This window comes from Halorientalis brevis (genome assembly GCF_023077655.1).
Window position 1 is genome coordinate 75,401 of the sequence record NZ_JALLGV010000005.1, and the last position, 25,270, is coordinate 100,670.

Sequence of the window (25,270 nt, forward strand, 5' to 3'; positions counted from 1 at the left end):
GGGAACAGTTCCTCGGGAGTCAGTCGTCGGCCGGTGCTGGTTCGACCAGCGCGTCGGGGTCGAGGGGCGCGTACCGGACGATCTCGTCGAAGTACTCGTGGGGCAGCGACTCGCCGTCGGTGATGCCACGAGCGTCGGGCTGTTCGAACCGGGTTTCGACGAACCACTCGGCCACGAGCACGCGGCGACCGTTCTCGTCGGCGTCGATTTCGGACTGGGCGCGCTCGAGCAGGAGCGACGCCGTGACCACGTCGAAGATGTAGTCCGCCAATTGTTTGGCCTCGTGCTGGGCGTACTCCTGGCTCTCGCCTGCCAGCGCGACCATCGCCTCCTGCATGTCCGCGAACTCGTCCTCAACGGTCTCCGCGAGGTCGACCAGCCGGGGATGCTCGACGGCTTCGACGTGCTCGCGGACGAGGGGGAACAGCGCTTCGTGCGCGGCCTCCTTGTTGAGCACGCGCAGGACGTCGAGTGACAGGATGTTCGAGGTTCCCTCCCAGATTGGGAGGACCTGAGCGTCCCGAAGGAGCTGTTCGGTCGTATAGCCGTTGACGTAGCCGTTGCCGCCCTGGATCTCGCAGGCGTAGGAGGCCGTGTCGACGGCCATCCGGGCGGTCTTGTACTTCGCGATGGGGACGAGCAACCGCATCAGTTTGAACGCGGTTTCGTCGTCCTCGTCGGCCATGTAATCGGCGTAGTGTGAGGCGGCCTCGAAGGCGAACGCCAGCGCGGCAGCGTAGTCGACCTGCATGTCGACGAGGTCCCGCCGCATCAGCGGGTACTCGTCGATGGTCGAGCCGAACGCCTCGCGATTGGCCGCCTGGACCTTCGACTCCAGCAGCGCGCGACCCATACACCCGACCGAGCCGGTGGCGTTGGTCAGCCGCTCGAAGTTCATCATCTCGGCCATCAGCTTGAACCCCTCCTCGGGTTCGCCGACGAGATACCCCTCGGCGCCCTGGAACTCGACCTCGCCGGTCGGCACGGCGATCGTCCCGAGCTTGTCCTTCAGTCGGCGGTAGAGCTGGTCGTTGAGCGCTCCACTCTGTTTGGTGTGGGGCACCAGGAAGAGCGAGAGCCCCTCCGTCCCCTCGGGTGCGTCTGGGCGGCGGGCCAGCGCGAGCGTTCCCTCGGCGTCGATGTTCGAACAGAACCACTTCTCTCCGTAGAGCTCGTAGACGCCCTCCTCGTCAGTTGGTTCGGCCGTCGTCTCGTTGGCACCGACGTCGCTCCCGCCCTGTTTCTCGGTGAGGAACATCGCGCCCTCGATGTGGTCGTCGTAGTCCCGGCTAGTGAGCCCCGCGAAGTACTCCGCTAAGAGGTCGGCGTTCGGGTGGTCGTCGTCGACGTACTTGTCGAGGACGATCGCGGCTCCGGTCGTCATCGAGATCGGGCAGACGAACCCGCCGTCGACGAACGAGAGGATGGTCTGTTGCGTGAGAACGTGCTGGAATCCCAGCGGCTCGTCACGACCCGGGGGTGCGTGGAAAACGTCGTGTGTGAGCCCGCGTTCGTACACCAGTTCGTCGTTTTCGTGCTGGAGCGGGTGGTACTCGACGTGGTTCTGGACCTCGCCGTGTTTGTCGTAGGTCCGCAGTTCGTGGCCTTCGCGGTCAATGATCTCCGAGTTGTCCGCGATGACGTGTCCAGTCACGTCACCGAGTTCTGAAAGCCGCTCCTGGGCCCACTCGAACTCCGCGTCCGGATACGCCCAAGCGGCTTCGGCCCGCAGCGTGTCGTCGAGTTCCCAGTAGTTGCAGTGTCTCCCCTCCTCCAACTGGCTGTAGTCGATGGGGCGGTCTACCATACCACGGTTATTGGAACCATTCTACATAAACTCACGACAAACCTGTTGTTGGTTGTTACAGCGTTTATTCTCGCGCTACGGATAGATCTCCTCGAATTCGTGTCTCGTACACGCTGTATTACGTGAGACGGAGCAGTTGGCCACAGTACGTCAGCTGAAAATCGAAATCGTCGGCCCGATCAGGCTACGTCGACAGTCACGTCCGTCGGGGTCGGGTTCCCGATGTTGTCACCGACGGGGCAGCGCTCTTCGAGTTCGGCGCGAAACCCGTCGAGTGCGTCCGCATCGGCGTCGGTCTGTACGTCGATGTCGACGCGAATCTCCTGGTAGCCGGCTCGGACGTCGTCGGTTGCACCCGTGAACTTCCGCGGGTCGAGATCACCTTCGATCTCGATCCCCACGCCGTCGATGTCGATTCCGCGCTCCTCGCCGACGGTGTGTGCGACGACGTTGAGACAGCCCGCCCATGCACCGAGCAGGTACTCGACTGGATTGGGGCCGTCGTTCGTGCCGCCGAGGGCCGCGGGTTCGTCGACGACGAAGTCGAAGGAGCGTGCCTCGACGGCGGTTCTGGTTTCGCTCTCGCTCTCGGCTGATACTGCGAACTGCTGGGTGTGGTCCGTTTCGCTCATCGACTCGTACGACGGGGTAGCATCTCATCAAGTGACTGTCCCCGGGAAGATGCGCTGCCGTCGGTGACGGGTGTGAAACCGGGATGGTCGGGAACGAGGCTTTCTCGACGGTGGTCGCTACGTCTCGTGTCGGAGGCTGGTGTCGTCCATTGCGGTAAGTATTGCAACTCGAACGGCAGTCACGCGTCGTTTGCGAACGCACAGCCTTCGGTCTCGCTGGGAGCCACGCGACTGTCGCTCGAAGTGGGGCTCGCACTCCTCGCTGCGAGACCGGATTCGCGCTGGACAAACTCGTTGTCCGTTCCTGTCCGTCCGAAATACTCATGCGACGGGATGTTGCATGTCAGGTATCCACATGGCTGATGCGAGCGACCTGGGGAACGACGACCTCTCCGTGACGGTCAGCGACGACGGACTGGTGGTACGGGCGACGATCGACAGGCCCGAGGAACGCAATTCACTGAACGACGCCGTCTTTCTCGGACTCGCGGACGCGCTGGCGTACGCAGACGAGGGCGAGGCCAGGGTGTTCGTCGTCCGCGGTGCCGAGCAGACGTTCTGTTCCGGCGGCGATCTCAAGTCGATGGCCGGCGTCTTCGGCGACGATTCGACGGCCTATCGCGAGCAGTTCTCGGCGCTCGCGGGCCTCGTCGAGGCGATGGTCGAGGCAAGCGTTCTCACCGTCGCTGCCGTCGAGGGGTACTGCCTGGCTGGCGGTCTGGGCCTCGCTGCAGCCTGCGAGTTCGTCGTGGCCCACGAGGACGCCACCTTCGGAACGCCCGAGGTCGACATCGGCCTGTTCCCCGCGCAGGCGATGGCACCGATCATGCGTGCCGTCGACGAGAAAGCCGGCCTGAAACTGCTGTTCACCGGGGAACACATCGACGCCAACGAGGCGGCCGACATGGGTCTGGTCACGGAACTCGCGGCAGCCGACGAGTTCGGGGCGACGCTCGACGGGTTGGTCGATCAACTCGCCAACAACAGTCCCGTCCTCATCTCGATGGGAAAAGAGGCGTACTACACTCAGCGCGACATGGCCTTCAGCGAGGCGCTGTCGTACCTCAAGGAAATGATCACGCTCATCGCGATGAGCGACGACACCGAGGAGGGGATCAACGCCTTCCTCACGGACGAGGAGCCGGGCTGGAAGCGACGCTAACCGACGACCACCGATACAATGACCTACGAAACCCAGGAGTCCATCAAGGGAAACGACCCGGACAAAGCAATCATCTCGGCGGCACTCACGGGCGCGCTGACGACGCGCGACCAGTGTGAGGCGATTCCCTACACCCCCGAAGAGATCGCAGCAGAAGCCGCCGCTGCGCGTGAGGCGGGCGCTGCGGTCGCGCACATCCACGCCCGGACCGAGAACGGCTCGCCGACCTATTCGACGGAGACTTACCAGGAGATTTACGACGAGGTCCGCGAGCGGACGGACATCCTCGTCAACTTCTCGACCGGCGCGCTCCACGAACCGGTCGAGACCCGCGCCGAGTACGTTCGGGAAGTCCAGCCCGACATCGCGGCGCTCAACATGGGCTCGATGAACTACGCGAAGTACTCCGAGGACCGCGAGGACTTCGTCTTCGACATGGTGTTCGAGAACCCGTTCGACGAGATCCGCGACCTCCTGACCACGATGCAGGACAACGGCGTCAAACCGGAACTGGAGTGTTTCGACACCGGACACGTCGGCAACATCCGCCCCATTCTCCACAAGGGTGAGCTGGAGACGCCGCTGCACTTCAGCCTCATCATGGGCGTGCTCGGGGGGATTCCGGCGACGGTGGAGAACCTCGCCCACCAGGTCCGCCAGCTGCCCGACGACGCCAACTGGCAGGTCATCGGCATCAGCGAGGACCAGTGGCCCCTCGTCGCCGCCGCCCTGGCGATGGGCGGGAACGTCCGCGTCGGCCTCGAAGACAACTTCTACGTCGCGGACGGCGAGATGGCCGAGAGCAACGCCGATCTCGTCGAGAAGGCCGCGCGAATGACCCGAGACATCGGCCGCGAGCCGGCGACGCCCGACGAGGCGCGCGAGATCATGAGCATCGAGAACTGAGGCAAATACTGTGCAGCGGTATCGATTCGAGCGTCCCGCAGGAACTAACCGATCAAGAACGGTCTCAGCGGAGCGAGCGCGAGGAGTTCGTCACAACCAGCAGGCTCGACGTGGTCATGGCGAGCGCCGCGAACAGCGGATTGAGCATGCCCGTGAGGGCGAGCGGGATGGCGACGGCGTTGTAGAGGAACGCCCACCCGAGGTTCTGTCGAATGCGGCCGTGCGTCCCCTCGGCGATGTCGAACAGCGTGCTGACGCCTGCCAGGTCGTCCTCGATCAGGATGGCGTCCGCCGCGTCGGTCGCGAGATCGGTCCCGCTCCCGAGCGCGATGCCGAGGTCAGCCGCCGCCAGCGCCGGGGCGTCGTTGCTCCCGTCACCGACCATCGCGACCGTTCCGTGACCACGCAGCCGTTCGACGGTCTCGGCCTTCGCTTCCGGCGGCACGCCCGCGAACACTTCGTCGATGCCCGAGTGGTCACGGTACCGTTCGACTGCCTGCCCCTGGTCGCCGGTCAGGACGACGATTTCTCGGGAACTCGACAGTGAGTCGACGACGGACTCCCACTCCGGCCGCGAGCGTTCGCCCAACACGAGCACGGCTCGGGCGCGCCCATCCCAACCGACCGCGACCGGGCGGTTCCCGTCGCGCATGGCCGTCTCTGCACGGCTCGCGAGCGCTTTGGGGACCGTCAGCCCCTTTGATTCGAGCAGGTCGGTGGTCCCGACGACGACGGGCTCGCCGTCGACGACGCCACTGACGCCAGTGGCGTGATTCTCGAACTCGCTGGCGGACGGCGGGTCGTCCGCACGGTCGGCAATCGCCTCGGCGACCGGGTGACTCGACAGCGACTCGACGGCCGCCGCCCGACGGAGCGCAGTGTCCCCCTCGTCGCCGGCGATATCGACGACCTGCAACTCGCCGGTGGTGAGCGTCCCAGTCTTGTCGAACACGACGGTGTCGACATCGGGGACTTCCTCGAAGACGGCCTCGGTCGCGACGACGATCCCGGCCGCCGACGCTTCCCTGATGCCCGCAGCGATCGCCAGCGGCGTCGCCAGGCCCAGCGCGCAGGGACACGAGACGATCAGGACGGTGAGCGCCACGAGGAGTGCGGCGACGCCCGCACCGCCCGTCGCGAGCGTCCACCCGGCGGCGAGCACTGCCAGGATGACGACGGTCGGCACGAACACCGTCGCCAGTTTGTCGGCCAGCCGCTGAATGCCCGGTCGCGCGCTCTGGATCGACCAGAGCAACTCGACGAGGCGGTCCAGCGTGCTCGTCGCGTCCGCGCTCACCTCGACGACCAGCGGCGCGTCAGTCACGACGGACCCGCCGACTACCTCGTCACCCTCGTCCTTTCGGTCGGGCATCGGCTCGCCGGTGAGCAGCGACTCGTCGACCGCCGCCGACCCGTCGACGACGGTTCCGTCCGTCGGGACGCGCTCCCCGGGCTTGACGAGAACGTGATCGCCCCCGGTCAACGCGGCGACGTTGACGGTCTCGGTGTCGCCGTCGTCGTACCGCCTGGCTTCTTCGACGCGGGACTCGGTCAGGTCAGAGAGCAACCCGGCTGCGCGCCGTTTCACGCGTCGCTCGTAGTAGTTCCCGAGCGTCACCACGAGGATGATGGCGACGCTCACGTCGAAGTAGAGGTGGGTCCGGCCGAGGGCGATCGCGACCGAACTGTAGGCGTATGAACTCACCGCTGCGAGCGCCACCAGCAGGTCCATGTTCGGGTGGCCGGCCCGGAGGCTGACGAACGCACCGCGGAGGATGGGCCACCCGGTGTAGCCCAGCACGACGGTGCTGAACAGCCAGATGTTACCGAAGAGGTACAGGCCCACGGCCCCCGACAGGTCGATGAACGGCGGGTCGTAGCCGAAGTAGGTCGGATAGAGGAAGATGACGTACCACATCATCACCATCATGCCGAAAAAGCCCCCGATGACGAGCGACCAGACGGACTCGTCGGCATCCGAGTCGTCCTTCCGGTCGCGTTCGCGGGCGCGATAGCCGTACCCCGACACGGAGTCGCCGAGTTCGGTTTCGGTCACCTGCTCGGGGTCGTACGCCAGTCGCATCGTGTCCGTGGCGTAGCTCGCGGTCGCGTCGTAGACGCCCGCGTTGTCCACGGCCCGCGATTCGAGGAACGCTTCACAGGTCGCACAGTGCATCCCGTCGACGGCCAGGAACGCCTCCTCGGCCTCGTCGGGGACCTCGGCCGCAGTCTCCCCGTCGAGTCTCGCCTCGACGGTCTGTTCGTCCGGGACGTCAGCACTGGCATCGCCCAGGGCCTTGGACACTTCCAGACAGCCCCGACAGCAGAACACGCCGTCCTCGGACTCGTCAGTGATCGGCGGGTCGGGCGTCGGTCGGTCACAGAGCGTACAGTCCGTCATTTATCCAACGAGAGGTTGATAGAACGGCACCGGGACGTGCGGGACGTGAATCCCCAGCAGCATCAGGCCGTGCGAGAGGGGAATGTACCCCAGCACGAGGAAGGCTGCGCCGAGCAAGCGGTGTAACGTTCGGCGGTGGCCGTCTCCGATCGATCCGAGGAGCGTTCCGTAGGCGAAGAGCGTCGGGAACGTTCCGAGTCCCAGGATGCCGAGACTGAGTGCGGCACGGACTGGATCCCCGAGCGCGAACGCGTACACGTATGCTGGGTAAAGGATCGGACAGGGAAGAATGCCGTGAATCGCTCCCAGCCCGACGATCCGCGGCGAGCCGACCAGCGAGTCCACTCGCGCGGTCAGCAACGCGGAAACGCGCTGGAACGTATCGCCGACGACGGCCGGCGTGAACCGGTCGAGCGTCCCCGTTCCACCGAGGAGGTACTGGAGACCGGCGACGATGATGACGACACCGACGCCGAGGCCGGCCGCGATTCGAACGCCCCGCTCTACGGGCGGTATGGCACCGACAGACGCGAAGAGGGCGCCACCGACCGTCGCCGCGAGGGCACCGATGGCCGCGTAACTGATCGTCCGTCCGAGGTTGAACAGGGCGTGTTGCCGAACGGCAAACGGTGTGAGCGTGTCACCCCGACGGGTCTCGGTCTGCTCGTCGATACGGTCCGCGTACAGCGTCACGAGCGGGCCGCACATGCCCAGACAGTGTGCGCCAGCGAGAAGTCCGATGACGGCGAACGCGAGGAGATCCACGTTCGAGCCGACCACTTCCACGCCGGCGAGTTGCAGTGTGACGGCCGACACCATAGTCATCACTGCGTGGACAGGCTCGTCGGTCGGCGGGCGGACACCCTGAGTCAGGCCTCCGCGCCGTGGGCCCCGTGATCGCCCTCACCGTGCGGGGACAGGAACAGGTAGATGCTGAGTCCGACGAGAATCACGTTGACCGTCGTGACAGCAGCTGCATAGTAGTCGGGTTTCAGTAGTCCGAACAGTAACGTCGGGACGATCGCCAGAAGTGCAACCGCCACGGCGACGCGTGACGGGATTCGAGCGAGCATGCTTGCCATGTCTGGAGAGGACGGACTGATCCAATAAAGTAGTACACCCCATTCCCAGATGGTGAAAACGCACCACCAGAGAGTTATAGTACATGTCCTAAGGGAGTGATATGGCAGAGGTAGAAGCAGGTACGAATACAGAGGGAGACATCCCGGGCGCGGACGCGTACGCAGACGGGACGCTCGTTCGCGACCCGGAGGTGGAAACTCCGCTCAGTCAGGAGGAGTTCGACCCGAAGGGAACGTTGATGTTGTTGCTCATATACTTCATCATCCTCACACTGATGTGGTCGTTCACCTACTTCGTCGAGTTCCTGGGACGGACGGGGACAGTCATCGGGTGATCAGAGATGCACGTACACAAATACGAGAAACTCTGGCTGATCGCTTCGCTCGTGTTGATTGTCGGATTCATCTCGACTATCGTCTTCGGTGCCGTCGGTGCCGGCGTCAAGATGGTCGACGACAGCGGTGGGCAGGTCAACGCGAGCGGCCTGAGCGACCACCCCGAGTTCAAGGATCCCGGCGTTCGGAAAGTCGGGTCGAACGAGTACGAAGTATACGTCGTGGCTCAGCAGTTCATCTTCAATCCGGAGACGATCGAAGTGCCCGCGAACAGCAACGTGACGTTCTACGTGACCTCCCGTGACGTCATTCACGGGTTCGAGGTCGTCGGGACCAACGCGAACACCATGGCCGTTCCGGGCGAAGTCTCGAAGATCACCGTTCAGTTCGACGAGCCCGGCGAACACGGCATCGTCTGTAACGAGTATTGCGGCGGAGCCCACCACGACATGGAGGGGAAACTGATCGTCCGCGAGCCGTCGAACTTCACGATGGGCGACCAGAGTTCGGCGCAGATGACGAATCAGGAAACGAACGGAACTGATGAAGCATGAGTACGCCGACAGAATCTATACTAAACATCGGAACGACTGAAGAAGAGGAAGCGTTACCTGAGAACTCGTTCATCGTCAAGTATCCGAAAGTAGCGCGAGTCGTCCGGATCTGCCTGACCTACTCGTTCATCGCCTTCGCCATCGGCGGCTTCATGGGCGTGCTCCAGGCGCTCCACCGGACGAACATCCTGCGGGTCATCGACTCGGCCGACTACTACTCGGTCTTGACGGCTCACGGGGTGTTCCTCGTCATCGTGTTCACGATCTTCTTCCTCGCCGGGCTGTTCGCGTGGGCGAACACGCGAAGTCTCGGGAGACCGCCGGTGAACATCAAGTTCACCTGGCTGTGGGTCGGCACGATGTCGGCCGGAGCGCTCCTGGCCGGCGGGAGCATCCTCGCCGGGCTCGTAAAGGAGATCGACATCAGCGCGGACGTCCTCTACACGTTCTACTCGCCGCTGCAGGCCCATCCGCTGTTCTACATCGGGCTCGCGGTGTTCGTGGTCGGGACGTGGCTCGCATCGTTCGACTGGTTCCGCCAGTACCTCGACTGGCGCGCCGATAACCCCGACGAGCGCATCCCGCTCCAGTCGTTCATGGTGATGACGACGATGCTGATGTGGCTCCTCGCCACCCTCGGCGTCGCCGTCGAAACCGTCGTCTTCCTGATTCCGTGGTCGCTCGGCATCATGCCGGCTCCGAACCCGATGCTGACGCGGACGCTGTTCTGGTTCTTCGGCCACCCGGTCGTGTACTTCTGGCTCATGCCGGCGTACCTCATGTGGTACACCATTCTGCCGAAGATCGCTGGCGGTCGGCTGTTCAGCGATCCGCTCGCTCGCGTCGTCTTCCTGCTGTTCCTGCTGCTCTCGACCCCGGTCGGGATTCACCACCAGTACATGGACCCCGGCATCGCGGAAGGGTTCAAGTTCATCGCGATGGTGAACACGATGTTCCTGCTGCTCCCGTCGTTCCTGACGGCGTTTACGACCGTGGCGAGCATCGAGCACGCTGCACGCCAGCGCGGCGGCAAGGGATACTTCGGCTGGCTCAAGAAACTCCCGTGGCGTGATCCGGCGTTCACCGGCATGGGGCTCGCGGGCCTAATGTTCGCGGCTGGCGGGTTCTCCGGCATGGTCAACGCCGGGATGAACCTCAACTACCTGGTCCACAACACGCTGTGGGTTCCGGGCCACTTCCACCTGACAGTCGGCACGGCAGTCGCGCTCAGCATCATGGCTGGCAGTTACTGGCTCGTGCCGCGCATCACCGGTCGGAAGGTGTACAGCCGTCCGATCGGCCTGTTCCAGGTCGTCCTCTGGTTCATCGGCATGGTCTTCATGTCCGCTGCGATGCACCGTGGCGGTCTCGCGGGCATCCCGCGCCGGACCGCGGAACCGCAGTACACCGGATTCGCCTTCGAGTCGGTCACGGGAACCATCGGCAGCCTCCGACTCCAGCTGGCCTTCGGTGGCGTCCTGCTGTTCGTCTCGCTGGTGCTCTTCCTGGCGAACATCGCGCTCACGGCCACCAACAACGAGGCCGCAACGGGCCTGCGGACTGAACTCCCGCCGGCACTCTCCGGTCCCGAACAGTCGCCGACGATCCTCGACGACCTCAAGATCTGGGCGCTCATCGCTGTCGTGCTGGTCGTGCTGGCCTACGGGCTCCCGCTGTGGAGCATCATCAACAACGGCGGCCTGTATCCGGACGGAATCAGAGCTGCACCCGTCACTCTGGAACCGGTCCTGGAGGTGATCCTATGAGCCGTCTCTCGCCCGCTGGGATCCTGGTAGTCGGCGCGTTCCTCGTGCCCGTCGCCATCGAACTCCCGGTCGTCTTGGCGTTCCTGGGGATCGACTTCCCGGAGGGCCTCTCGTTCGGGATGACCGCGCTCGCGTTCGTACTGGTCCTCATTTGGTCCGAGGTCAGCGAACCGGCCGGTTCCTCGACCAAATCCTAGGTATCGATTGCCGATCGCGTACGACCGCTTTTTTCACCGCTGTGACTAGTTACCAGCACCGGCTCGTAACGTCCAGCGTCGTCAGAACATCCGTTCGCGGCTGTCATTCCTGATCGACAACGGCCACAGCGAGATCGACGAGTCCTCGACGTCTCTTTCCTGCCCCTGTCCTATCACAGAGTCGGACACGAGAGGGATTTTGGAGGAAATTCTCGCGGAAAAGGGGGACGTCGATGAGATGAAAAACGAGGGCCTCACTCAGAACTGTCGGCGCTGGTTGGCATCCCGAAACTGTCCGAGGTCACTGACACCGTACATGATCGTGAGGACCAGACCGACGAACACCAGCGACCCGAACAGATAGCCGTTCGACCCACTGAGGCCTGCTGGACCGAGCAGCGCGTACACACTGAGACCGATCAGCCCGAGCGCAACCACTGCAACGACGGCGCCGACCACGACGACGATCCGTTCTAGTGTCGATCGTTGTACCATATCATCACTCACTACTCCGCGTTCGTTCTAAACTATCTATGCGTATTCCCAGGATGTGAAAACGGGGTACGCAAACGGCAATTCGAGAGTTCTGTGGAAAGAAGGGTTAGAACAAGATCGTCCCGTGATGGCGGTCCCGCCGGGTCCGGCGCTTGTTCTCGAAGGCCGTCATTCGGGCGACGAGTTGCTGGCGGAGGTCACCGGCAGGAACGAGTTCGTCGACCTGCATGTTCGAGGCCTGTTTTCGGACGTCGATGTACTTCTGGAACTCTGCTTTGGCGCTCTCGATGAACGCCTCGCGGGTCTCACCCTCCATGTCTTCCAGTTGCCCCCCAAAGAGGGCGTGGACGGCGGCGTCCGGCCCCATCACGCTAATTTCGGCGCTCGGGAGCGCGAGCGTGGCGTCCGGGCCGAACGAGGGGCCACACATCGCGTAGATCCCCGCGCCGTACGCTTTTCTAGTGATGACGCAGAACTTGGGGACCTGGGCGTTCGAGGTGGCGTAGATGAACTTCCGGCCCCGCTGGAGGATGCCCTCCTTCTCGACTTTCGAGCCGACCATGAATCCCGGCGTGTCACAGAGATAAACGAGCGGGATCTCGTACGCGTCACAGATCCAGACGAACTCGGCGGCCTTCTCGGCTGAGTCCGGGAAGATAGCTCCCGAGACGTGATCGGGCTGGTTTGCGACGACGCCGACCGGCTTGCCGTTCAGCCGTGCGAATCCGGTGACGATCTCGCGAGCGAACTCCGGTTTGATCTCGAAGAAGGACTCGCGGTCGAAGACGCGGTCGATGACCTCGTGGACGTCGTAGGCCTCGTTCGGCTCGTCCGGGATGACCTGGTCGAGCCCCTTCGGGTTCTTGACCGGCGGTTTCGCCTCCCGAGTGGGGTTGGGCGCGTCGTACTTCTGGGGGAGAAAGGAGAGCAGGTGTTTGACGGCTTCGACGGCGTACTCCTCGTCCGGGACGACCAGGTCGGCGCTCCCGCTGTGTTTGGCGTGGACCTCGGGGCCGCCAAGGCCCTCCATGTCGATCGACTCGCCGGTCATCGCCTCGACGATGCGCGGGGAGGCGATGGCCATCCCGGAGATGTCGTCGACCATGACGAGAAAGTCACAGAAGACGGGGGTGTACGCGGAGCCCGCGATGTCCGGCCCGTAGAGGACGCCGATCTGGGGTACCTGTCCGGAGTGGATGCACTGATTGTAGAACATCTTCCCGCCGCGGTACCGATCCATGTGCGTGTCGCCTTCGTCGCGCTCCTCGGCGTCGAGTCGGGCACCCGTCGAGTCGATGAGGCGGACGATGGGCGCCCCGGCTTCCGCCGCGCGCTCTGCCAGCCGAATCTCCTTTTCGACGCCCATCTGCCCGAGCGAGCCGGCCTTGACGGTGTAATCGTTGGCCGTGAAAAACACCTGGCGATCGTTTATGGTACCGACGCCGGTGAGCAGCCCGTCGCCGGGGAGTTCGTCGTCGTCGGCGTAGCGCGCGAAGGTGCCGTCTTCGTAGGCGATCTCGTCGAACAGCATGTCGAGCCGATCGCGGACGAACAGTTTCCCGAGGTCCTCGATCTTCTCGTGGCCGCGCTCGGGACCGCCCTCGAGGATCGACTGGACGTCCTCACGGAGCCGTTCTTCGCGATCGGTCACCACCGCGCCGCCTTCCTCCCAGTCGCCATCGTCAGCGGACACGCGACCGCCGTTCTCGTCGACGATTTCGACCGGTTGTCCCAGGTGCTCCGCGACTGCCGTCGCGATCACCCGCGCCGTCTCCTCGTCGGCCTCGTCGTTCACCCTGATCTCCACGGGCAGTCACCTCCGTGACGCCCGGTACCTACTGTCGAGAAACTCAAGTCGAGTTCATAGTTGGGCCCGGTATCCATGGTAGACACATTCTCACGTGAATAATAAAATAAGTATGGGTGGCTGGGAGATCGAAGCCGGTGAGGCGGGGGAATGAGTCGAAAGCTCGAATTACTACGGATGCCACCACATTTTGCGGCACCTTCCTGGGCGTGGATCGAGAGAGGGCTGTCAGCGGTTCGGTATCCGGGACAGTACTTTTTGGTGTCTTCGTGGAAGACGTGAGAAATGAACCGGCCAGCCAGCGCTATCGTCGGCGGCGTCGTCGGAACGGCTGTCATGTCGATGATTCTCGCGATGGTCGAGGTAGAGTCGCGATACGCCATCGGCTTGTTCGAGGCGATTGCGCGGTTCGCGCGCGTTCCCGGCAACCAGTTCCTCGGATTCGTGATCTTCGCGCTCGTCGGCACGGTCGCGTGGCCGCTCCTGTTTCTCGGACTCGAGCGTTACCTCGTCCCCGACTCGGACCCGGCAGTCAGAGGGCTCCTCATGGGTGTGCTCCTCTGGATCGGCTTCGCGATCATCGGCCGAGGTACCATCACCGGTGTGCTGTTGATCGTGTACCTCGCGTTCAGTCTGGTCGCCCATCTCGCCTACGGGTTCACAATGGGCGCAGTGTACGACCGCCTGTCGAGAGAGCCAGTTTGACGGGAAACCCCGCCTTATGTCGCCGACGACTGGCGTACTCTGCCTATACCAAAGTACGGTGCGGCCTGGCTAGACCACGATGACTATCGGGCGCTGCGTCGGCACGGCAGTCGAAGGAGGTGGTTCGGATTCTCTTCGTCGCTAGCCGCAATGGAGCGACGCCGTCGGAGGAGCCGACGGACGGTGCCGAGAAGCCGTCGGGACTCCGCCGGTGGGTGACGACCGTCGATCACAGGGACATCGGACTGCTGTACCTCGCGTTCGGTACCTTCGCAGGCCTCTGGGGCGGCATCGACGCGATGATGATGCGTGCCGAACTGCTCGGTCCGGGCGTCACCGTCTGGGACATCGAGACGTACAACGCCCTGTTCACGACCCACGGGATCATGATGCTGTTTTTCTTCGCCGCCCCAGTGTTCGCCGGCATCGGGAACTACGTCATTCCGGCGCTGATCGGCGCCGACGACATGGCGTTTCCCCGGCTCAACGCCATCGCGTTCTGGTTACTGCCGCCCTCGCTCTTTATCGTCCGGGCGGGACTCATCACCGAGGTCATCGGGAAGGCCATCATGGCCACGATCGGCCAGTTACCGGTGCTGTTCTGGCCGATCCCCAGTTTTCTGACGTTCACGGAGAAACTGATCGCGCTCAAGCCACCGACGACCGGCTGGACGATCTACACGCCGCTGTCGATCCAGCTCCCGAACGAGCAAGTCGACCTGCTGTTGCTCGGCCTCCACCTGAGCGGCATCGCCACGACGCTGGGCGCCATCAACTTCATCACGACCATCTTCACCGAGAAGGGAGAGGACGTCTCCTGGGCGAACCTCGATCTGTTCTCCTGGAGCATGCTCACCCAGTCGGGGATCATCCTGTTCGCGTTCCCGCTGCTGGGCAGCGCGCTCATCATGCTCCTGTTCGACCGGAACTTCGGCACCACTTTCTTCATGAACCCCGGCGGCGGCCCCATTCTCTATCAACACCTGTTCTGGTTCTTCGGCCACCCAGAAGTGTACATCCTCGTGTTACCGGCCTTCGGGCTGCTGAGCCTCATCATCCCGAAGTTCTCGGGTCGTCGCCTGTTCGGCTTCCGGTTCGTCGTCTACTCGACGCTCGGGGTCGGCGTGCTTTCCTTCGGCGTCTGGGCCCACCACATGTTCGCGACGGGCATCGATCCCCGCATCCGGCTGAGTTTCATGATCGTCTCCGTCGCCATCGCGGTGCCGAGCGCGATCAAGACCTTCAACTGGACGACGACGATGTGGAACGGGAGCCTTCGACTGACCGCCCCCATGCTGTTTTGCATCAGCGGGATCGCCCTGTTCATCATCGGCGGCGTCACCGGCGTCTTCCTCGCGTCGATTCCCTACGACCTCGTCGTCCACGACACGCTCTACGTCGTCGGCCACTTCCACTTCATCATCATGGGGATCATCCCCTTCGCGATGTTCGCCGCGAGTTACTACTGGTTCCCGCTCATCACCGGCAAGATGTACAACCAGCGGCTGGCCGTCCTGCAAGTCGCGGTGCTCAGTGTCGGCGTGTTCGTGACGTTCTTCCCCCTGTTGGTGCTCGGCGGCGAGGGCCTCCCGCGTCGATACGCCGTCTATCCGGAGGTGTTCGTCGTCCCCCAGCAGATCGCGACCCTCGGCGCGAGTATCATCGGCGTCGCTGCGATGCTCTGGCTCTACAACATGCTCCAGTCCTACCGTGTGGGAACCCCCGTCGACGACGCTGACCCGTGGGACCTCAAGGAGACCGGTCAGTACACCCGGGAGTGGACGCTCCTCGCCGAGCGGCTGGACGACGCCGAGACGAGCAATCCGGGCGATGGCGCCTCACACGGCGCCAGCGACGCATCGGGGCACAGAGAACGGCCCAGTCCGGGAGAGGTGACGACAGCCGTCAGCGAGTGGGGCGGCGTCAAACTCGTGGGAGTCGTCTTCGTCGTCCTCAGCGCCCTGGCGGTCGCTGGACTGTTCGTCCTCCCGATCACGGAGTTCGATTCGACGACCGAGCGACTCATTCGAACGCTCAATCGCCAACTGCTCCTGGTGGCCGTCCCGATCGTCCTGATCGTCGAAGCACTTCTGCTGTACACCGTCTGGCGGTTCCGGAACAAGGAGGTCGCCGTTCCGACGCCGGAGAGCCCCCGGCTCGAACTCTCCTGGACCATCGCGACGGCGGTCATCCTGATCTTCGTCGGCGTCGTGTCCTACTGGGTGCTGGTCCACCCGGACGTCACGGCGACGCCCGAAACCGCCACGGTCAGCGACAACGCGACCGAGGTTCAGATCACCGCTCACCAGTGGTACTACACCGCCGGCTATCCGGCAGCGAACGTGACCGATCGACGAGCGGACGTGATATACGTCCCCGCGAACAGGCCGGTGGTGTTCCGAATCACGAGTGCGGACGTGATCCACTCGGTTCACGTGCCCGACCTCGGGCTCAAACAGGACGCCCTCCCCGGGCAGTACAACCTGCTGCGGACGACCGTCTACGACACCGGGAACTACACGCTCTACTGTGCGGAGTACTGCGGTGAGGAGCACTCGCTGATGAACACGACGGTTCGTGCAGTGCCTCCCGACGAGTACCGCCGCCGGGTGGAACGCCTGCGCGAGCGAGCACGACAGAACGAAACGAACAGTTCGGGTCTGCGGGAGGGCCTTCCCCACGAGAGCACCACGGGCGGCAGAACCAGCCGGTAATCGCACTCAGGTGACTGCTGCGCCGGCGTAGATCGCCGCGACCAGCAGGATCCAGACGGCGTCGACGAAGTGCCAGTACATCGCGACGGTCGTCACCGAAACGTCCCGATCCGGGGAGTACTGCCCGGCGACGGACCGGAGAAGGACGATCCCGATCAGGATCAGGCCGAGCACGACGTGTAGTCCGTGTAACCCCGTCAGGCCGTAGAACGCGCTGAAGTAGAACCCGCTCGCCAGCGTGAACCCTTCAGCGACGACGAACTCGTAGTATTCGAGGAGCTGTCCGCCCAGGAAGAGCGTTCCGAGTATCTGCGTCGCGCCGAGCCAGATCAGATACCGGCGGCGGTTGCCACCGCGAAGCCGGAGGTGGGCGACGTGCATCGTCAGGCTACTGATGACGAGCAGCCCCGTGTTGATGAGCACCAGCGACGAGAGCAACTGCGGGAGTTCGACCGGCGGCCACTCCAGGAGCCGAACCCAGAAGTAGTAAGAAAAGATCGCGCCGAACGTGCCGAGATCTGTCGTCAGGAACAGTACCATCCCCCAACGGTACTTTCCGTCACCACTCGCTGCTCGTGACCAGTAGTGGCTCACGAACGCGTGATACGTCCACCCGTACAGCCCGATCAGGAACAGTCCGACTCCGAGGACGAAGACGAACGGCCCGAAGATGGGCAAGAAGAGCGGTTCCTCGCCGAACGCGAGGACGAACAGCCCCGCACCCAGGTACATGCCGACGGCGCCGGCAGCTGTCACGATGGGCCACCAGCTCGCCTCGCCGTATCCCTTCGGCCAGTCCTCGACTGCCGGCAGATGGTGTCCAGATTCGTCCGCCCCGCTATCGTGGGAGGACATGCCTATCCGTTCGCCGTGGAGTTCCTAAACGACTCTGTCCCACGGATTTCTTTCAGGAATCGCCCCAGTACCGTGGCAAACGTATCAGACGCAATTCACACAACCGGTCCGTTGTTGGGCGTGTACGGATATTTATAATACTTCGTTCTGTGTTAACAGGCATGGATTACCAGGAGAGTCAGGAACACAAACTCATCCGCGAATCGTGCAGGGAGATCGCCTCGGACTACGACGTCCACTACTGGCGCGAGCACGTCGAGGAAAAGACGTTCCCCCAGGAGTACTGGGACGACCTCGCACGCGACGGATGGCTCGGCGTGACAATCCCCGAGGAGTACGGCGGCGCGGACATGGGCATGCTGGAGATGTCGATCATCATCGAAGAGCTGTCCCGCGGCGGTGGCCAGGGCGGCATCGTGTTCGTCCTGACGCCGGTGTTCGGCGGGATCGGCATCCAGCGCCACGGCAACGAGGAGCAAAAAGAGGAGTACCTCCCGAAAATCGCGAACGGCGAGATGCGGTTTTGTATGGGTCTCACGGAAGCTCACGCCGGGGTCAACACCCTGGAGATCGAGACGACCGGTGAGAAGGACGGCGACGAGTGGGTGCTGGACGGACAGAAGATCTTCATCAGCGGCGTCGAGAACGCCGACACCATGCTACTCGTGGCTCGGACCTCCGAGTTCGATCCGGACAACCCGACCAGCGGCGTGACGCTGTTCCTCGTCGACGAGCCGGCGAGCCGCGACGGGATCGACCTCTCGAAGGTCGACGTCGCCGTCCCGTGGTTCGAGAAACAGTACCAGGTGGACATCGACGGACTGCGCGTCCACGAGGACCAGATTCTCGGCCACGTCGACGGCGGCCTTCTGATGCTGTGGGACACGCTGAACACGGAGCGCATCGCCGGCGCAGCGTCCTCCCTGGGTGGTGGCCTGCGCGCGATCGATCTCGCCGTGGACTACGCGAGCGACCGCGACGTGTTCGGGCAACCCGTCGGCGCACACCAGGGTATCCAGCACCCACTCGCAGAATCCTACGCGAAGCTGATGTCGTCGCGCGAAATGATGTACAAAGCGGCCTGGAAGTGGGACAACGGCGAGGACGCCGGCATGGAAGCGAACTCGGCGAAACTGCTCACCAGCCAGTTCGCGACCGAGGCAGCGAGCCGCGCGGTCCAGGCCCACGGCGGGAACGGCTTCACGCACGAGTACGAGGTGTACGACATCTGGCAGAACGCGCGCGTGACCGAGACGGTGCCGGTCCCCAACGAGATGGTGAAAAACTACCTCGCCGAACACGAACTCGGACTGCCGAAATCCTACTAACTCCCGACAGGTCTCCATCCGCGGAGCCACTTCGTTCCGATTTTTCACCGTACAGGTTTTCGGACTATTGTTCTACTTCCGTTTGGATTTTCAGAGAATCAGTTAGCGATGTTGGGATAGCCCGTTCTCTGGCCGGAGCGCCGTTCTAACTGTTTTCGCTGGGCTCGTGGCGTAAAACTCCGGTCAACCCAAATAAACTGAAAACAATGTGTTCAGTTGGCAAACTCGAATGATTTTTAATACCAGTGCCCAATGAATGTGATGTACTATGACCGACAAAGATGACCTGCGTGAGCAGATGATCGAAGCGTTCGAAGGTGCAGACTACCCGATTTCATCGCCGATGGACCTCGTCCCGGCGCTGCCGAACGGGCCGTCCACGACGTTCGAGTCCGGTGACTTCTCGATGACGGCTATGGAACTGAACACGAAGCTCAGCGGTGGGGACTTCCCCTACGACGCCCCTGAGGACTTCGTCGACGACATCATGGAAGAACTCGAAGACCAGGGCGAGATCTGAACGGCGACTAACTCGAATTCCAGTTCTATTGAACGCTACGGGGTAGCTACAGCTCTTCGCTCGACGACTGGAGCGGCTCGTCGAGTCGCTCCTCGACTTCCTCCTCGAGCTTGTAGCGCTGGACCTTCTGCGTCGCGCTGCGCGGGAGTTCGTCCACGAAAAAGATGCGCCGCGGGTGGGCGTACGTCGCGACGTGATCGAGCGAGAACGTGCGGAGTTCCTCTTCGGTCACGTCGCTTCCGTCCTCCACGACGACGAACGCGACTGGCGCTTCACCTTTGACTTCGTGCGGGGCTGCGACCACCGCCGCTTCGGCGACGTTCGGGTGTTCGTAGAGCGCGTCTTCGACCTCTGCGGGGTAGATGTTCTCGCCGCCGGCGATGATCATGTCGTCGGCGCGATCGACCATCCAGAAGTAGCCATCCTCGTCGACGCGAGCGATGTCTTCGGTGTAGAAGTATCCCTCGTCGTCGAACACTGACGCGGTCTTCTCGGGGAGTTTGAAGTACCCCTCGAAGACGTTCGGTCCACGGATTGCCATCTCCCCCGTCACGGCGTCTTCGTCGTCGAAATCGATGTCGTCGTCCACGCGCGGGCGCAGTTGGTCGGTCGAGACTTTCGTCTCGCGGGTGTCGGGATCGACCAGTTTGATGTCGATGCCGTCCAGAGCCGGGCCGATACAGCCCGCCTCCTTCCGTACTCCGCGGGACGGCTCAGCAGTGCCTGCCGGCGCCGTTTCGGTCATGCCCCAGCCCTCGGTCATGGGGACGCCCCACCTGTCCTCGATCGTCCGACGGACCTCGTCGGGGAGGGGAGCGGCTGCACAGGTGACGTCTTCGAGCGAGGAGAGGTCGTACTCGTCGGGGTTCTCGCGGTACTCACGGAACATCATGGTGTACATCGCGGGGACGCCGGCGAACGTCGTGATGTCGTTATCGTCGATGGCGCGAAGCATCGGTTCAGGTTCGGGTCGCGGCTGGAGGTACATCGTCGACCCGTTGTACATGCACGTCCCCATGATGGCGTTCAGGCCGTAGATGTGGAACAGCGGCAGGACGAGGAGCATGCTGTCCTCGGCGTCGATGGCGAACCCGCCTTTGTCGAACGCCTCGATCGTCGTCAACAGGTTCTCGTGTGTCAACAGGACGCCCTTCGGATTCCCGGTGGTCCCCGACGTGTAGAGCTGGGCAGCGACGTCGTCGTACGCTCTGTCCACGCGATCGAACTCCGGACTCGCATCCTCGACGGCGTGGGAGTAGTTGACGACGCCGTCCCCGCTCACGCCGCTGAGGAGGAGCGTCCCGACTTCGGCCGCCTCGGCGAGGCGCTGTACCTCGTCTGCGAGCAAGGGCGAACCGATGATGTGGTCTGCCTCCGCGTTCTGCACGACGTAGACCAGCGTCTCTGGATCCATCCTGAGGTTCAGCGGAACCGGGACGGCACCGGCGCGGATCGCCCCGAAGTACGCCTCGGGGAACTGTGACGTGTTCGGGACGAACAGTCCTACCCGGTCGCCAGGTTCCACGCCGTGGTCGACCAGGACGTTCGCGACCTTGTTCGCCTGCGTATCCATCTCACCGTAGGTCTGGGCCTGTCCGAAAGAGACGAACGCCGGATCGTCTTCGTATCGGGAGGCCGCCATCGAGAGGAGGTCACCCATGTGCCGGAGGGGTTCACCGTGATAGAGTTCCATGGTAACAACTGCCAGACACACCGGGGAGCGTAATAAGTCTGGCTCCCTAACTGACATCTCACGCGAGCATTCTTTCACACGTGTGTACCATTCGACGACGGGTCGCCCGATTCGATTCTTCACTGGCGCTAGACCGAAACTGGCAGCCGAGCGTCGCTGGTAACGTGTTTTTACCAGTCCTTTGTGAAGACATAACAAAAGCCGTCGGCCCACACGGTTTCGACATGTGGGTCCTGTTCGGTCTCGTCCTGTGGGTAGCGAGCGTTCTCGTCATCTGGGCGCTGATCTACGCTCAAGGTGACCGGGAGATGAATCGACGGACTCGGACGTAACGGAACGGCTCACGGCGTGGCCTGACTCACACCGAGATACCTCACGCGTCGGTCCACCAAAGGCATTCGTCCCCAGGGTCAGTCCTTCAGTGCACTCGGAATCTCGATGGGATCGAGCGACCACGCGACGGTGCCACTCAGCTCAGTGCGTCGTAACCGATAGCGATCGTCTGCACTCGCCTCGACGCCCGGGACCTCGTCGGGGCAGTGAAAGTTGATGTGTTTCTCGTCGTCGTGATCGTAGTAGTAGAGTTCGAGTTGATTCGGCGTCCCGAACTCTTCCCGAAGGATGCGCACGGCCTTCCTGACTCGGTCTCCATCGACTTCCTGGGTCATGCGTGAACGACAACCGACGACAGTCTTTGTTATATCACTGCTACTCTGCGACGGCGCAGTCCTCGGCGGAGGTAAAAGGTCGTCTTACTGCGTAGCCTGGGTGACCGGCGACGCTCGTCGTCCCGAACGTGCGCCAGCAGCTGTTCACTGTACTCCAGTTTATCGATGCAGCGCGACGAGTGGGGACAGCCAGGTCTCCACGTACTCGCGATCGAACGAGAGAAACCCATGAACACCGTCGAGGAGTTCTGTTGGAGCCAGGTTGTCCACACCAGGGACAGTTATTTACTTCTCGACTGTGATTATTTCACACATGGGCGTGTGGATAATATTCGGGATGGGGATTTGGGGAATCGCCGCAGGCCTCGTTTGGGCGCTCATATACGCCAGCGCCGAACAGACGGCAAAGCACCTCGTAGAGGCGTGAAAAGACCGAAGTGAGTGATCACTCCCCACCGATTTCTCAGCGGTGTCGCTGTCCAGCGGAATCGTTCGCTCGTCACACAATCGCGGCGCGAACGATTGCTCACCTCTCGACCAGAGTTGCACTTCCTGGTTCGACGTTCTTGATGGACTCTTCGAGAAGGGGAGCAGATCAGTTAGCGTTACTGTGCCACCACTGACACGCAATCTGCGGAGGGCAGAACCCGGTAAACGTGCTTTGGAGAAGGTTTGCGCCTGCGAACGCGTCAATCAGGAAGAACCAGTGATTGACGAACCATCCGAGGAGAAATCCGATCAGGACAACTGTGCCAGCAATGCGACGGACAAACTTGTCACAGCCGTTTGTCATTGTATAGTATTGTATTTACTATAACATACTAAAGGTTCCCCTTAGAAGTTCAGAGTGTGCGGGATGACATGAGCCCCGCAATCACGGGAAACCACGCGCCGGGCTGAAGGGCATATCAAGTGGTCCCGCGACGATTAACGATAGGGAGTGGTGTAAAGAAAGGGCACCGACCATTCCCATCTTGTGAAAACACACGTGATAATTCGTTCAATACTGGCTGTTCACCGACTCGAGAGGCCGGTATTCGCCAGCGACGAGCCAATCCCGTACAGGGACAGGAGTGGCTGAGAAGTAGCGTACTGGCCGGTTTCCGAGTCTCCGGATTACGACAGCAAGTGACAGCCAGTCTGAAACGTATTGTTGGAATGATGATAGCAGCACTACCATGACGAACAAATTGATTCTCTGGACAGTCGTTCTCGCAGTTCTTTTCGCAGGATGCACCGGTGGGGTCGTCGACGAGGGTGAAAGCAGCCCAACCACAGAACAGCTTCCAGAGCGATCGTCCTCTTATCCAAAGACGTCCACTGAAACAGTTCCATCGGCACCGGCAACGACGTCTCGGGAACCACCGGCTACGCAGACGCCAGATTCAACTGCTACTGCGATCCTTGGCTCCGATAACGACTTCCTCGGAAATACACGTGAAAGGCGGCTCTGGACTGATCCGACGAAGAAAGACACCGACGGGGATTCACTAACCGATTACCGAGAGTTTCGACAGAACACGACAGATCCCACGAAAGCAGACGCGGACGGGGACTCGCTGAACGATTCTGCAGAGCTCAACGAGTACTCGACAAACTCCGCCCAGTCAGACACCGACGGTGACGGCTCGACGACGGGGCCGAGATAAACAAGTAGGACCTCTTTCCCGACGCGGATCCGCTACACAAAGACGTCTACGTGGTGGTCGACTACACCGAAGCGTTCGATGACGAGTACGTCGACGACATCACGCACGAGTTTTCCATCGCGCCGACCTCGAATCCGGACGACACGCGCGGGATCGAGCCTACAGATACCCGTTGAACGAGTATCCGAGCGAGGTGTATTACAACGCTGACAATACCTATCTGGGATTCAGTACGCGATCGCCACGCCAACGCGGCGACTGGGAGATCATCGACGCTGGATAACCGATTCAGCGCGCAGGCCATCTAGAAGCCGAAAACGAGCGCGACTAGATTCAGTGAGGGCTGCGAGCGATTACACGCAACTCAAGACACTAACTTCTCTTCTGTATCGTTCTTAATGAGAATGGGGTCGGAGGGATTTGAACCCCCGATCGACTGATATCTCCGGTTGCGCCTCGGAACTCCAGAGGGTCATCAGCGCGGGCGGTGATCAGCCGTCCGCTCAGTATATCAGTCTGGAGTTTCGTCCCGGGCGCGGTGCCTCTGGAGTCAGTCGCCATGCCGGACTTGGCCACGACCCCGCACTACCGCGTAAGACCAAACTCCCTAAAGGGGTTTCGATTCGGTCAGTCCCGATCGGTGTCAGACCAATCACAGTCTTGGCACTTCCAGCCGGTCACGAACTCCGTCACAGAGGGCATGTACCCGACCTTCAGGACGTCACCGCCACACTCGGGGCAGTCCCGGTCAGCATCCTCGATAGCTTCCGCGTCCATCACCCGTTCGCCTTCGATCAGTTCGGCCAGTTTGCCTGGCGTAACCATCCGCCCCTGTACGACGCGATTGTCGGCCATATCTCTAGTCACGGAGTGAACGTCCTAAGGTTTCCCTTCACGGATTCCCAGTGACGCTAGAGCCACGGCGCCCGGTCTTCATCTGACACCGTGTCAGGGCTCGCAGGCCCGGGGGTGTACTCGTCGTCTGCGTCCTCGTCGTCTACCGGACGCCCGCCGTTCGCCACGATCTCGGCGTCACGATCGCCAGTCGACGCCGAGTCGAAGACGTCTCCGAAGGCCGTTCCCTCGGGATCGAACGCGAACAGGAACGACACGGCTAACACGGCCAGGGCGATCGGGGCGTTCCCGGGAACGAGCCCGAACAGCGAGAGGGGCAGCACCCCGAGCGCGACGGCGCTCCCGAAGCGGAACCGGTCGATGTCGACGACCTCGCGCAGCCAGGGGCCGAACACGGCCAGGTGGAGCGCGAAGGCGACGGCCACGAGTGCCGCGGCGGCCGCCCTGAGCATCAGATCGGGGTCGGCCTGGACGACGAGTTCCGCACCCGACGGATCGACGCTGGCGAGGAAACCGAAGGCGATGATGATCGCCGGGCGAGGGAGCAACTCGCCGATCCGGGCGCTGGCGGTCTTGGCGGCGACTGCCAGGATGACCAGGCCCGCGAACCGCTCGAAGACTGCGAGGTCCACGAGACCGCGGATGGTGGGCGCGAGCGCTGCTTCGAGGACTGCCCCCGTAACGAGGACGACCCCGACGGCGAGGACAGCCGTCGCCTGCTCGCGAACCGTGCCGTCCATCTCCGCGAGGATGACCGCCACCGTCGCACTGCCGCTGAAGATGAGCAGACCGACTTCGAGGATGCCCAGCGGGCTCGACAGAGCACCCGCCAGAACGAGGGCCGGGAAGATTCCGTCCAGTAACGGGAGGCACATGACCGTCCCGAGGAGCCTGGTCGCACCACCTACGCGCTGCTCGATGCGGAGTGCAACCGGGTGTTGGGACTTACTCATCAGAGACGATGGCCGTCTCCCGTGGCCGGTGGGTGATATGCGCCTCGATAGCGTCGGGCTCGACCGCGACGGTCGAATTTGGGCGCATCCTCCGCCTGTTTGAATGTGTGTGCGTCAAAATTTGTCCCGCTGTCTCCAGCGACTGACAGCTGACGCGCAACGCACACACTCGATTGGCTGGCGGA

The 25,270-nt window shown here is 62.6% G+C and carries 25 protein-coding genes and 1 tRNA gene; 12 read left to right on the forward strand and 14 right to left on the reverse strand.

The window, feature by feature from the left end:
* Positions 1–19 precede the first annotated feature (19 nt).
* Positions 20–1,807, reverse strand: a complete 1,788-nt coding sequence (locus tag MU553_RS12230) for an acyl-CoA dehydrogenase family protein (protein WP_247378270.1) — start codon at positions 1,805–1,807, stop codon at positions 20–22.
* A 179-nt stretch (positions 1,808–1,986) separates the two neighbouring features.
* Complete coding sequence (locus tag MU553_RS12235) at positions 1,987–2,439, reverse strand: OsmC family protein (protein WP_247378271.1); 453 nt, start codon at positions 2,437–2,439, stop codon at positions 1,987–1,989.
* 355 nt (positions 2,440–2,794) lie between these two features.
* On the opposite strand from MU553_RS12235, the gene MU553_RS12240 reads away from it, so the two are divergent.
* Entirely contained in the window at positions 2,795–3,601 is an 807-nt protein-coding gene (locus tag MU553_RS12240; RefSeq protein ID WP_247378274.1) for an enoyl-CoA hydratase/isomerase family protein, read from the forward strand.
* A gap of 18 nt (positions 3,602–3,619) precedes the next feature.
* The gene (locus MU553_RS12245; protein ID WP_247378276.1) at positions 3,620–4,507 is read left to right on the forward strand and encodes a beta-keto acid cleavage family enzyme; all 888 of its coding nucleotides are present in this window, start codon (positions 3,620–3,622) and stop codon (positions 4,505–4,507) included.
* A 64-nt stretch (positions 4,508–4,571) separates the two neighbouring features.
* On the opposite strand, the gene MU553_RS12250 is transcribed toward MU553_RS12245, so the two are convergent.
* From MU553_RS12250 to MU553_RS12260, 3 genes are read right to left on the reverse strand one after another with little or no spacing between them, the layout of a single operon-like run.
* Positions 4,572–6,908 carry a heavy metal translocating P-type ATPase gene (locus MU553_RS12250; protein WP_247378278.1) on the reverse strand — a complete coding sequence of 779 codons (2,337 nt, stop codon included), beginning with the start codon at positions 6,906–6,908 and terminating at the stop codon, positions 4,572–4,574.
* Positions 6,909–7,727 (reverse strand): sulfite exporter TauE/SafE family protein, encoded by an 819-nt coding sequence (locus tag MU553_RS12255; RefSeq protein ID WP_247379025.1) that lies wholly within the window; start codon positions 7,725–7,727, stop codon positions 6,909–6,911. It lies immediately after the preceding gene.
* Between the two features lie 50 nt (positions 7,728–7,777).
* Positions 7,778–7,990: a DUF8131 family protein gene (locus MU553_RS12260; RefSeq protein WP_247378280.1), complete on the reverse strand. Its 213-nt coding sequence runs from the start codon at positions 7,988–7,990 to the stop codon at positions 7,778–7,780.
* A gap of 101 nt (positions 7,991–8,091) precedes the next feature.
* On the opposite strand from MU553_RS12260, the gene MU553_RS12265 reads away from it, so the two are divergent.
* From MU553_RS12265 to MU553_RS12280, 4 genes are read left to right on the forward strand one after another with little or no spacing between them, the layout of a single operon-like run.
* Positions 8,092–8,325, forward strand: coding sequence for a hypothetical protein (locus tag MU553_RS12265; RefSeq protein WP_247378282.1), 234 nt, complete (start codon positions 8,092–8,094; stop codon positions 8,323–8,325).
* Between the two features lie 6 nt (positions 8,326–8,331).
* Positions 8,332–8,880 (forward strand): cytochrome c oxidase subunit II, encoded by a 549-nt coding sequence (locus MU553_RS12270; protein ID WP_247378284.1) that lies wholly within the window; start codon positions 8,332–8,334, stop codon positions 8,878–8,880.
* The gene (locus MU553_RS12275) at positions 8,877–10,646 is read left to right on the forward strand and encodes a b(o/a)3-type cytochrome-c oxidase subunit 1 (RefSeq protein WP_247378287.1); all 1,770 of its coding nucleotides are present in this window, start codon (positions 8,877–8,879) and stop codon (positions 10,644–10,646) included. The genes MU553_RS12270 and MU553_RS12275 overlap by 4 nt, the downstream gene beginning before the upstream one ends.
* Positions 10,643–10,843 (forward strand): hypothetical protein, encoded by a 201-nt coding sequence (locus tag MU553_RS12280; RefSeq protein WP_247378289.1) that lies wholly within the window; start codon positions 10,643–10,645, stop codon positions 10,841–10,843. The genes MU553_RS12275 and MU553_RS12280 overlap by 4 nt, the downstream gene beginning before the upstream one ends.
* Positions 10,844–11,101: 258 nt before the next feature.
* Here the strand turns inward: MU553_RS12280 and MU553_RS12285 are convergent, their stop codons facing one another.
* Positions 11,102–11,338 (reverse strand): hypothetical protein, encoded by a 237-nt coding sequence (locus MU553_RS12285; RefSeq protein ID WP_247378291.1) that lies wholly within the window; start codon positions 11,336–11,338, stop codon positions 11,102–11,104.
* 106 nt (positions 11,339–11,444) lie between these two features.
* Positions 11,445–13,145 carry an acyl-CoA carboxylase subunit beta gene (locus MU553_RS12290; RefSeq protein ID WP_247378292.1) on the reverse strand — a complete coding sequence of 567 codons (1,701 nt, stop codon included), beginning with the start codon at positions 13,143–13,145 and terminating at the stop codon, positions 11,445–11,447.
* A gap of 285 nt (positions 13,146–13,430) precedes the next feature.
* Here MU553_RS12290 and MU553_RS12295 point away from each other — a divergent pair, with 285 nt between their 5' ends.
* Positions 13,431–13,850: a DUF6789 family protein gene (locus MU553_RS12295; RefSeq protein ID WP_247378295.1), complete on the forward strand. Its 420-nt coding sequence runs from the start codon at positions 13,431–13,433 to the stop codon at positions 13,848–13,850.
* Positions 13,851–13,978: 128 nt separating this feature from the next.
* Complete coding sequence (gene coxB, locus MU553_RS23775) at positions 13,979–16,564, forward strand: cytochrome c oxidase subunit II (protein ID WP_345893378.1); 2,586 nt, start codon at positions 13,979–13,981, stop codon at positions 16,562–16,564.
* 6 nt (positions 16,565–16,570) lie between these two features.
* On the opposite strand, the gene MU553_RS12310 is transcribed toward coxB, so the two are convergent.
* The gene (locus tag MU553_RS12310) at positions 16,571–17,419 is read right to left on the reverse strand and encodes a cytochrome c oxidase subunit 3 (RefSeq protein WP_247378297.1); all 849 of its coding nucleotides are present in this window, start codon (positions 17,417–17,419) and stop codon (positions 16,571–16,573) included.
* Positions 17,420–17,580: 161 nt separating this feature from the next.
* On the opposite strand from MU553_RS12310, the gene MU553_RS12315 reads away from it, so the two are divergent.
* Both MU553_RS12315 and MU553_RS12320 read left to right on the forward strand, forming a co-directional pair.
* Positions 17,581–18,747, forward strand: a complete 1,167-nt coding sequence (locus tag MU553_RS12315) for an acyl-CoA dehydrogenase family protein (RefSeq protein ID WP_247378300.1) — start codon at positions 17,581–17,583, stop codon at positions 18,745–18,747.
* Between the two features lie 268 nt (positions 18,748–19,015).
* Positions 19,016–19,267 (forward strand): MTH865 family protein, encoded by a 252-nt coding sequence (locus MU553_RS12320; protein WP_247378301.1) that lies wholly within the window; start codon positions 19,016–19,018, stop codon positions 19,265–19,267.
* A gap of 46 nt (positions 19,268–19,313) precedes the next feature.
* On the opposite strand, the gene MU553_RS12325 is transcribed toward MU553_RS12320, so the two are convergent.
* The 3 genes from MU553_RS12325 to MU553_RS23780 form a co-directional block, all read right to left on the reverse strand.
* Positions 19,314–20,960, reverse strand: coding sequence for a class I adenylate-forming enzyme family protein (locus MU553_RS12325; RefSeq protein WP_247378302.1), 1,647 nt, complete (start codon positions 20,958–20,960; stop codon positions 19,314–19,316).
* 410 nt (positions 20,961–21,370) lie between these two features.
* Positions 21,371–21,628, reverse strand: coding sequence for a hypothetical protein (locus tag MU553_RS12330; protein ID WP_247378303.1), 258 nt, complete (start codon positions 21,626–21,628; stop codon positions 21,371–21,373).
* Positions 21,629–22,223: 595 nt separating this feature from the next.
* Complete coding sequence (locus MU553_RS23780) at positions 22,224–22,421, reverse strand: YgaP family membrane protein (RefSeq protein WP_345893370.1); 198 nt, start codon at positions 22,419–22,421, stop codon at positions 22,224–22,226.
* A 385-nt stretch (positions 22,422–22,806) separates the two neighbouring features.
* Between MU553_RS23780 and MU553_RS12335 the strand changes: the two genes are divergently transcribed.
* On the forward strand, positions 22,807–23,277 hold the full coding sequence (locus MU553_RS12335; protein ID WP_247378304.1) for a hypothetical protein: 471 nt from the start codon (positions 22,807–22,809) through the stop codon (positions 23,275–23,277).
* 53 nt (positions 23,278–23,330) lie between these two features.
* Positions 23,331–23,453, forward strand: a complete 123-nt coding sequence (locus MU553_RS23600) for a hypothetical protein (protein WP_282594299.1) — start codon at positions 23,331–23,333, stop codon at positions 23,451–23,453.
* 229 nt (positions 23,454–23,682) lie between these two features.
* Here the strand turns inward: MU553_RS23600 and MU553_RS12340 are convergent.
* The 3 genes from MU553_RS12340 to MU553_RS12350 all read right to left on the reverse strand — a co-directional run bounded on the left by MU553_RS12340 (position 23,683) and on the right by MU553_RS12350 (position 25,085).
* Positions 23,683–23,859: transfer RNA gene (locus MU553_RS12340), tRNA-Trp, on the reverse strand.
* Positions 23,860–23,904: 45 nt separating this feature from the next.
* The gene (locus MU553_RS12345) at positions 23,905–24,132 is read right to left on the reverse strand and encodes a DUF5795 family protein (RefSeq protein WP_247378305.1); all 228 of its coding nucleotides are present in this window, start codon (positions 24,130–24,132) and stop codon (positions 23,905–23,907) included.
* Positions 24,133–24,188: 56 nt separating this feature from the next.
* A complete protein-coding gene (locus MU553_RS12350) occupies positions 24,189–25,085 on the reverse strand; it encodes a DUF5794 domain-containing protein (protein WP_247378306.1) in 897 nt (298 codons plus the stop codon).
* Positions 25,086–25,270: the final 185 nt, after the last annotated feature.

Coding starts and splice junctions, on each gene's coding strand:
- MU553_RS12315 (WP_247378300.1), top strand. CDS start 17,581: ATGGATTACCAGGAGAGTCAGGAACACAAACTCATCCGCGAATCGTGC.
- MU553_RS12240 (WP_247378274.1), top strand. CDS start 2,795: ATGGCTGATGCGAGCGACCTGGGGAACGACGACCTCTCCGTGACGGTC.
- MU553_RS12260 (WP_247378280.1), bottom strand. CDS start 7,990: ATGGCAAGCATGCTCGCTCGAATCCCGTCACGCGTCGCCGTGGCGGTT.
- MU553_RS12270 (WP_247378284.1), top strand. CDS start 8,332: ATGCACGTACACAAATACGAGAAACTCTGGCTGATCGCTTCGCTCGTG.
- MU553_RS12235 (WP_247378271.1), bottom strand. CDS start 2,439: ATGAGCGAAACGGACCACACCCAGCAGTTCGCAGTATCAGCCGAGAGC.
- MU553_RS12285 (WP_247378291.1), bottom strand. CDS start 11,338: ATGGTACAACGATCGACACTAGAACGGATCGTCGTCGTGGTCGGCGCC.
- MU553_RS12230 (WP_247378270.1), bottom strand. CDS start 1,807: ATGGTAGACCGCCCCATCGACTACAGCCAGTTGGAGGAGGGGAGACAC.
- MU553_RS12245 (WP_247378276.1), top strand. CDS start 3,620: ATGACCTACGAAACCCAGGAGTCCATCAAGGGAAACGACCCGGACAAA.
- MU553_RS12275 (WP_247378287.1), top strand. CDS start 8,877: ATGAGTACGCCGACAGAATCTATACTAAACATCGGAACGACTGAAGAA.
- MU553_RS12310 (WP_247378297.1), bottom strand. CDS start 17,419: ATGTCCTCCCACGATAGCGGGGCGGACGAATCTGGACACCATCTGCCG.
- MU553_RS23780 (WP_345893370.1), bottom strand. CDS start 22,421: ATGACAAACGGCTGTGACAAGTTTGTCCGTCGCATTGCTGGCACAGTT.
- MU553_RS12255 (WP_247379025.1), bottom strand. CDS start 7,727: ATGGTGTCGGCCGTCACACTGCAACTCGCCGGCGTGGAAGTGGTCGGC.
- MU553_RS12320 (WP_247378301.1), top strand. CDS start 19,016: ATGACCGACAAAGATGACCTGCGTGAGCAGATGATCGAAGCGTTCGAA.
- MU553_RS12265 (WP_247378282.1), top strand. CDS start 8,092: ATGGCAGAGGTAGAAGCAGGTACGAATACAGAGGGAGACATCCCGGGC.
- MU553_RS12345 (WP_247378305.1), bottom strand. CDS start 24,132: ATGGCCGACAATCGCGTCGTACAGGGGCGGATGGTTACGCCAGGCAAA.
- MU553_RS12335 (WP_247378304.1), top strand. CDS start 22,807: ATGACGAACAAATTGATTCTCTGGACAGTCGTTCTCGCAGTTCTTTTC.
- MU553_RS12280 (WP_247378289.1), top strand. CDS start 10,643: ATGAGCCGTCTCTCGCCCGCTGGGATCCTGGTAGTCGGCGCGTTCCTC.
- MU553_RS12350 (WP_247378306.1), bottom strand. CDS start 25,085: ATGAGTAAGTCCCAACACCCGGTTGCACTCCGCATCGAGCAGCGCGTA.
- MU553_RS12295 (WP_247378295.1), top strand. CDS start 13,431: ATGAACCGGCCAGCCAGCGCTATCGTCGGCGGCGTCGTCGGAACGGCT.
- MU553_RS12325 (WP_247378302.1), bottom strand. CDS start 20,960: ATGGAACTCTATCACGGTGAACCCCTCCGGCACATGGGTGACCTCCTC.
- MU553_RS12250 (WP_247378278.1), bottom strand. CDS start 6,908: ATGACGGACTGTACGCTCTGTGACCGACCGACGCCCGACCCGCCGATC.
- MU553_RS12330 (WP_247378303.1), bottom strand. CDS start 21,628: ATGACCCAGGAAGTCGATGGAGACCGAGTCAGGAAGGCCGTGCGCATC.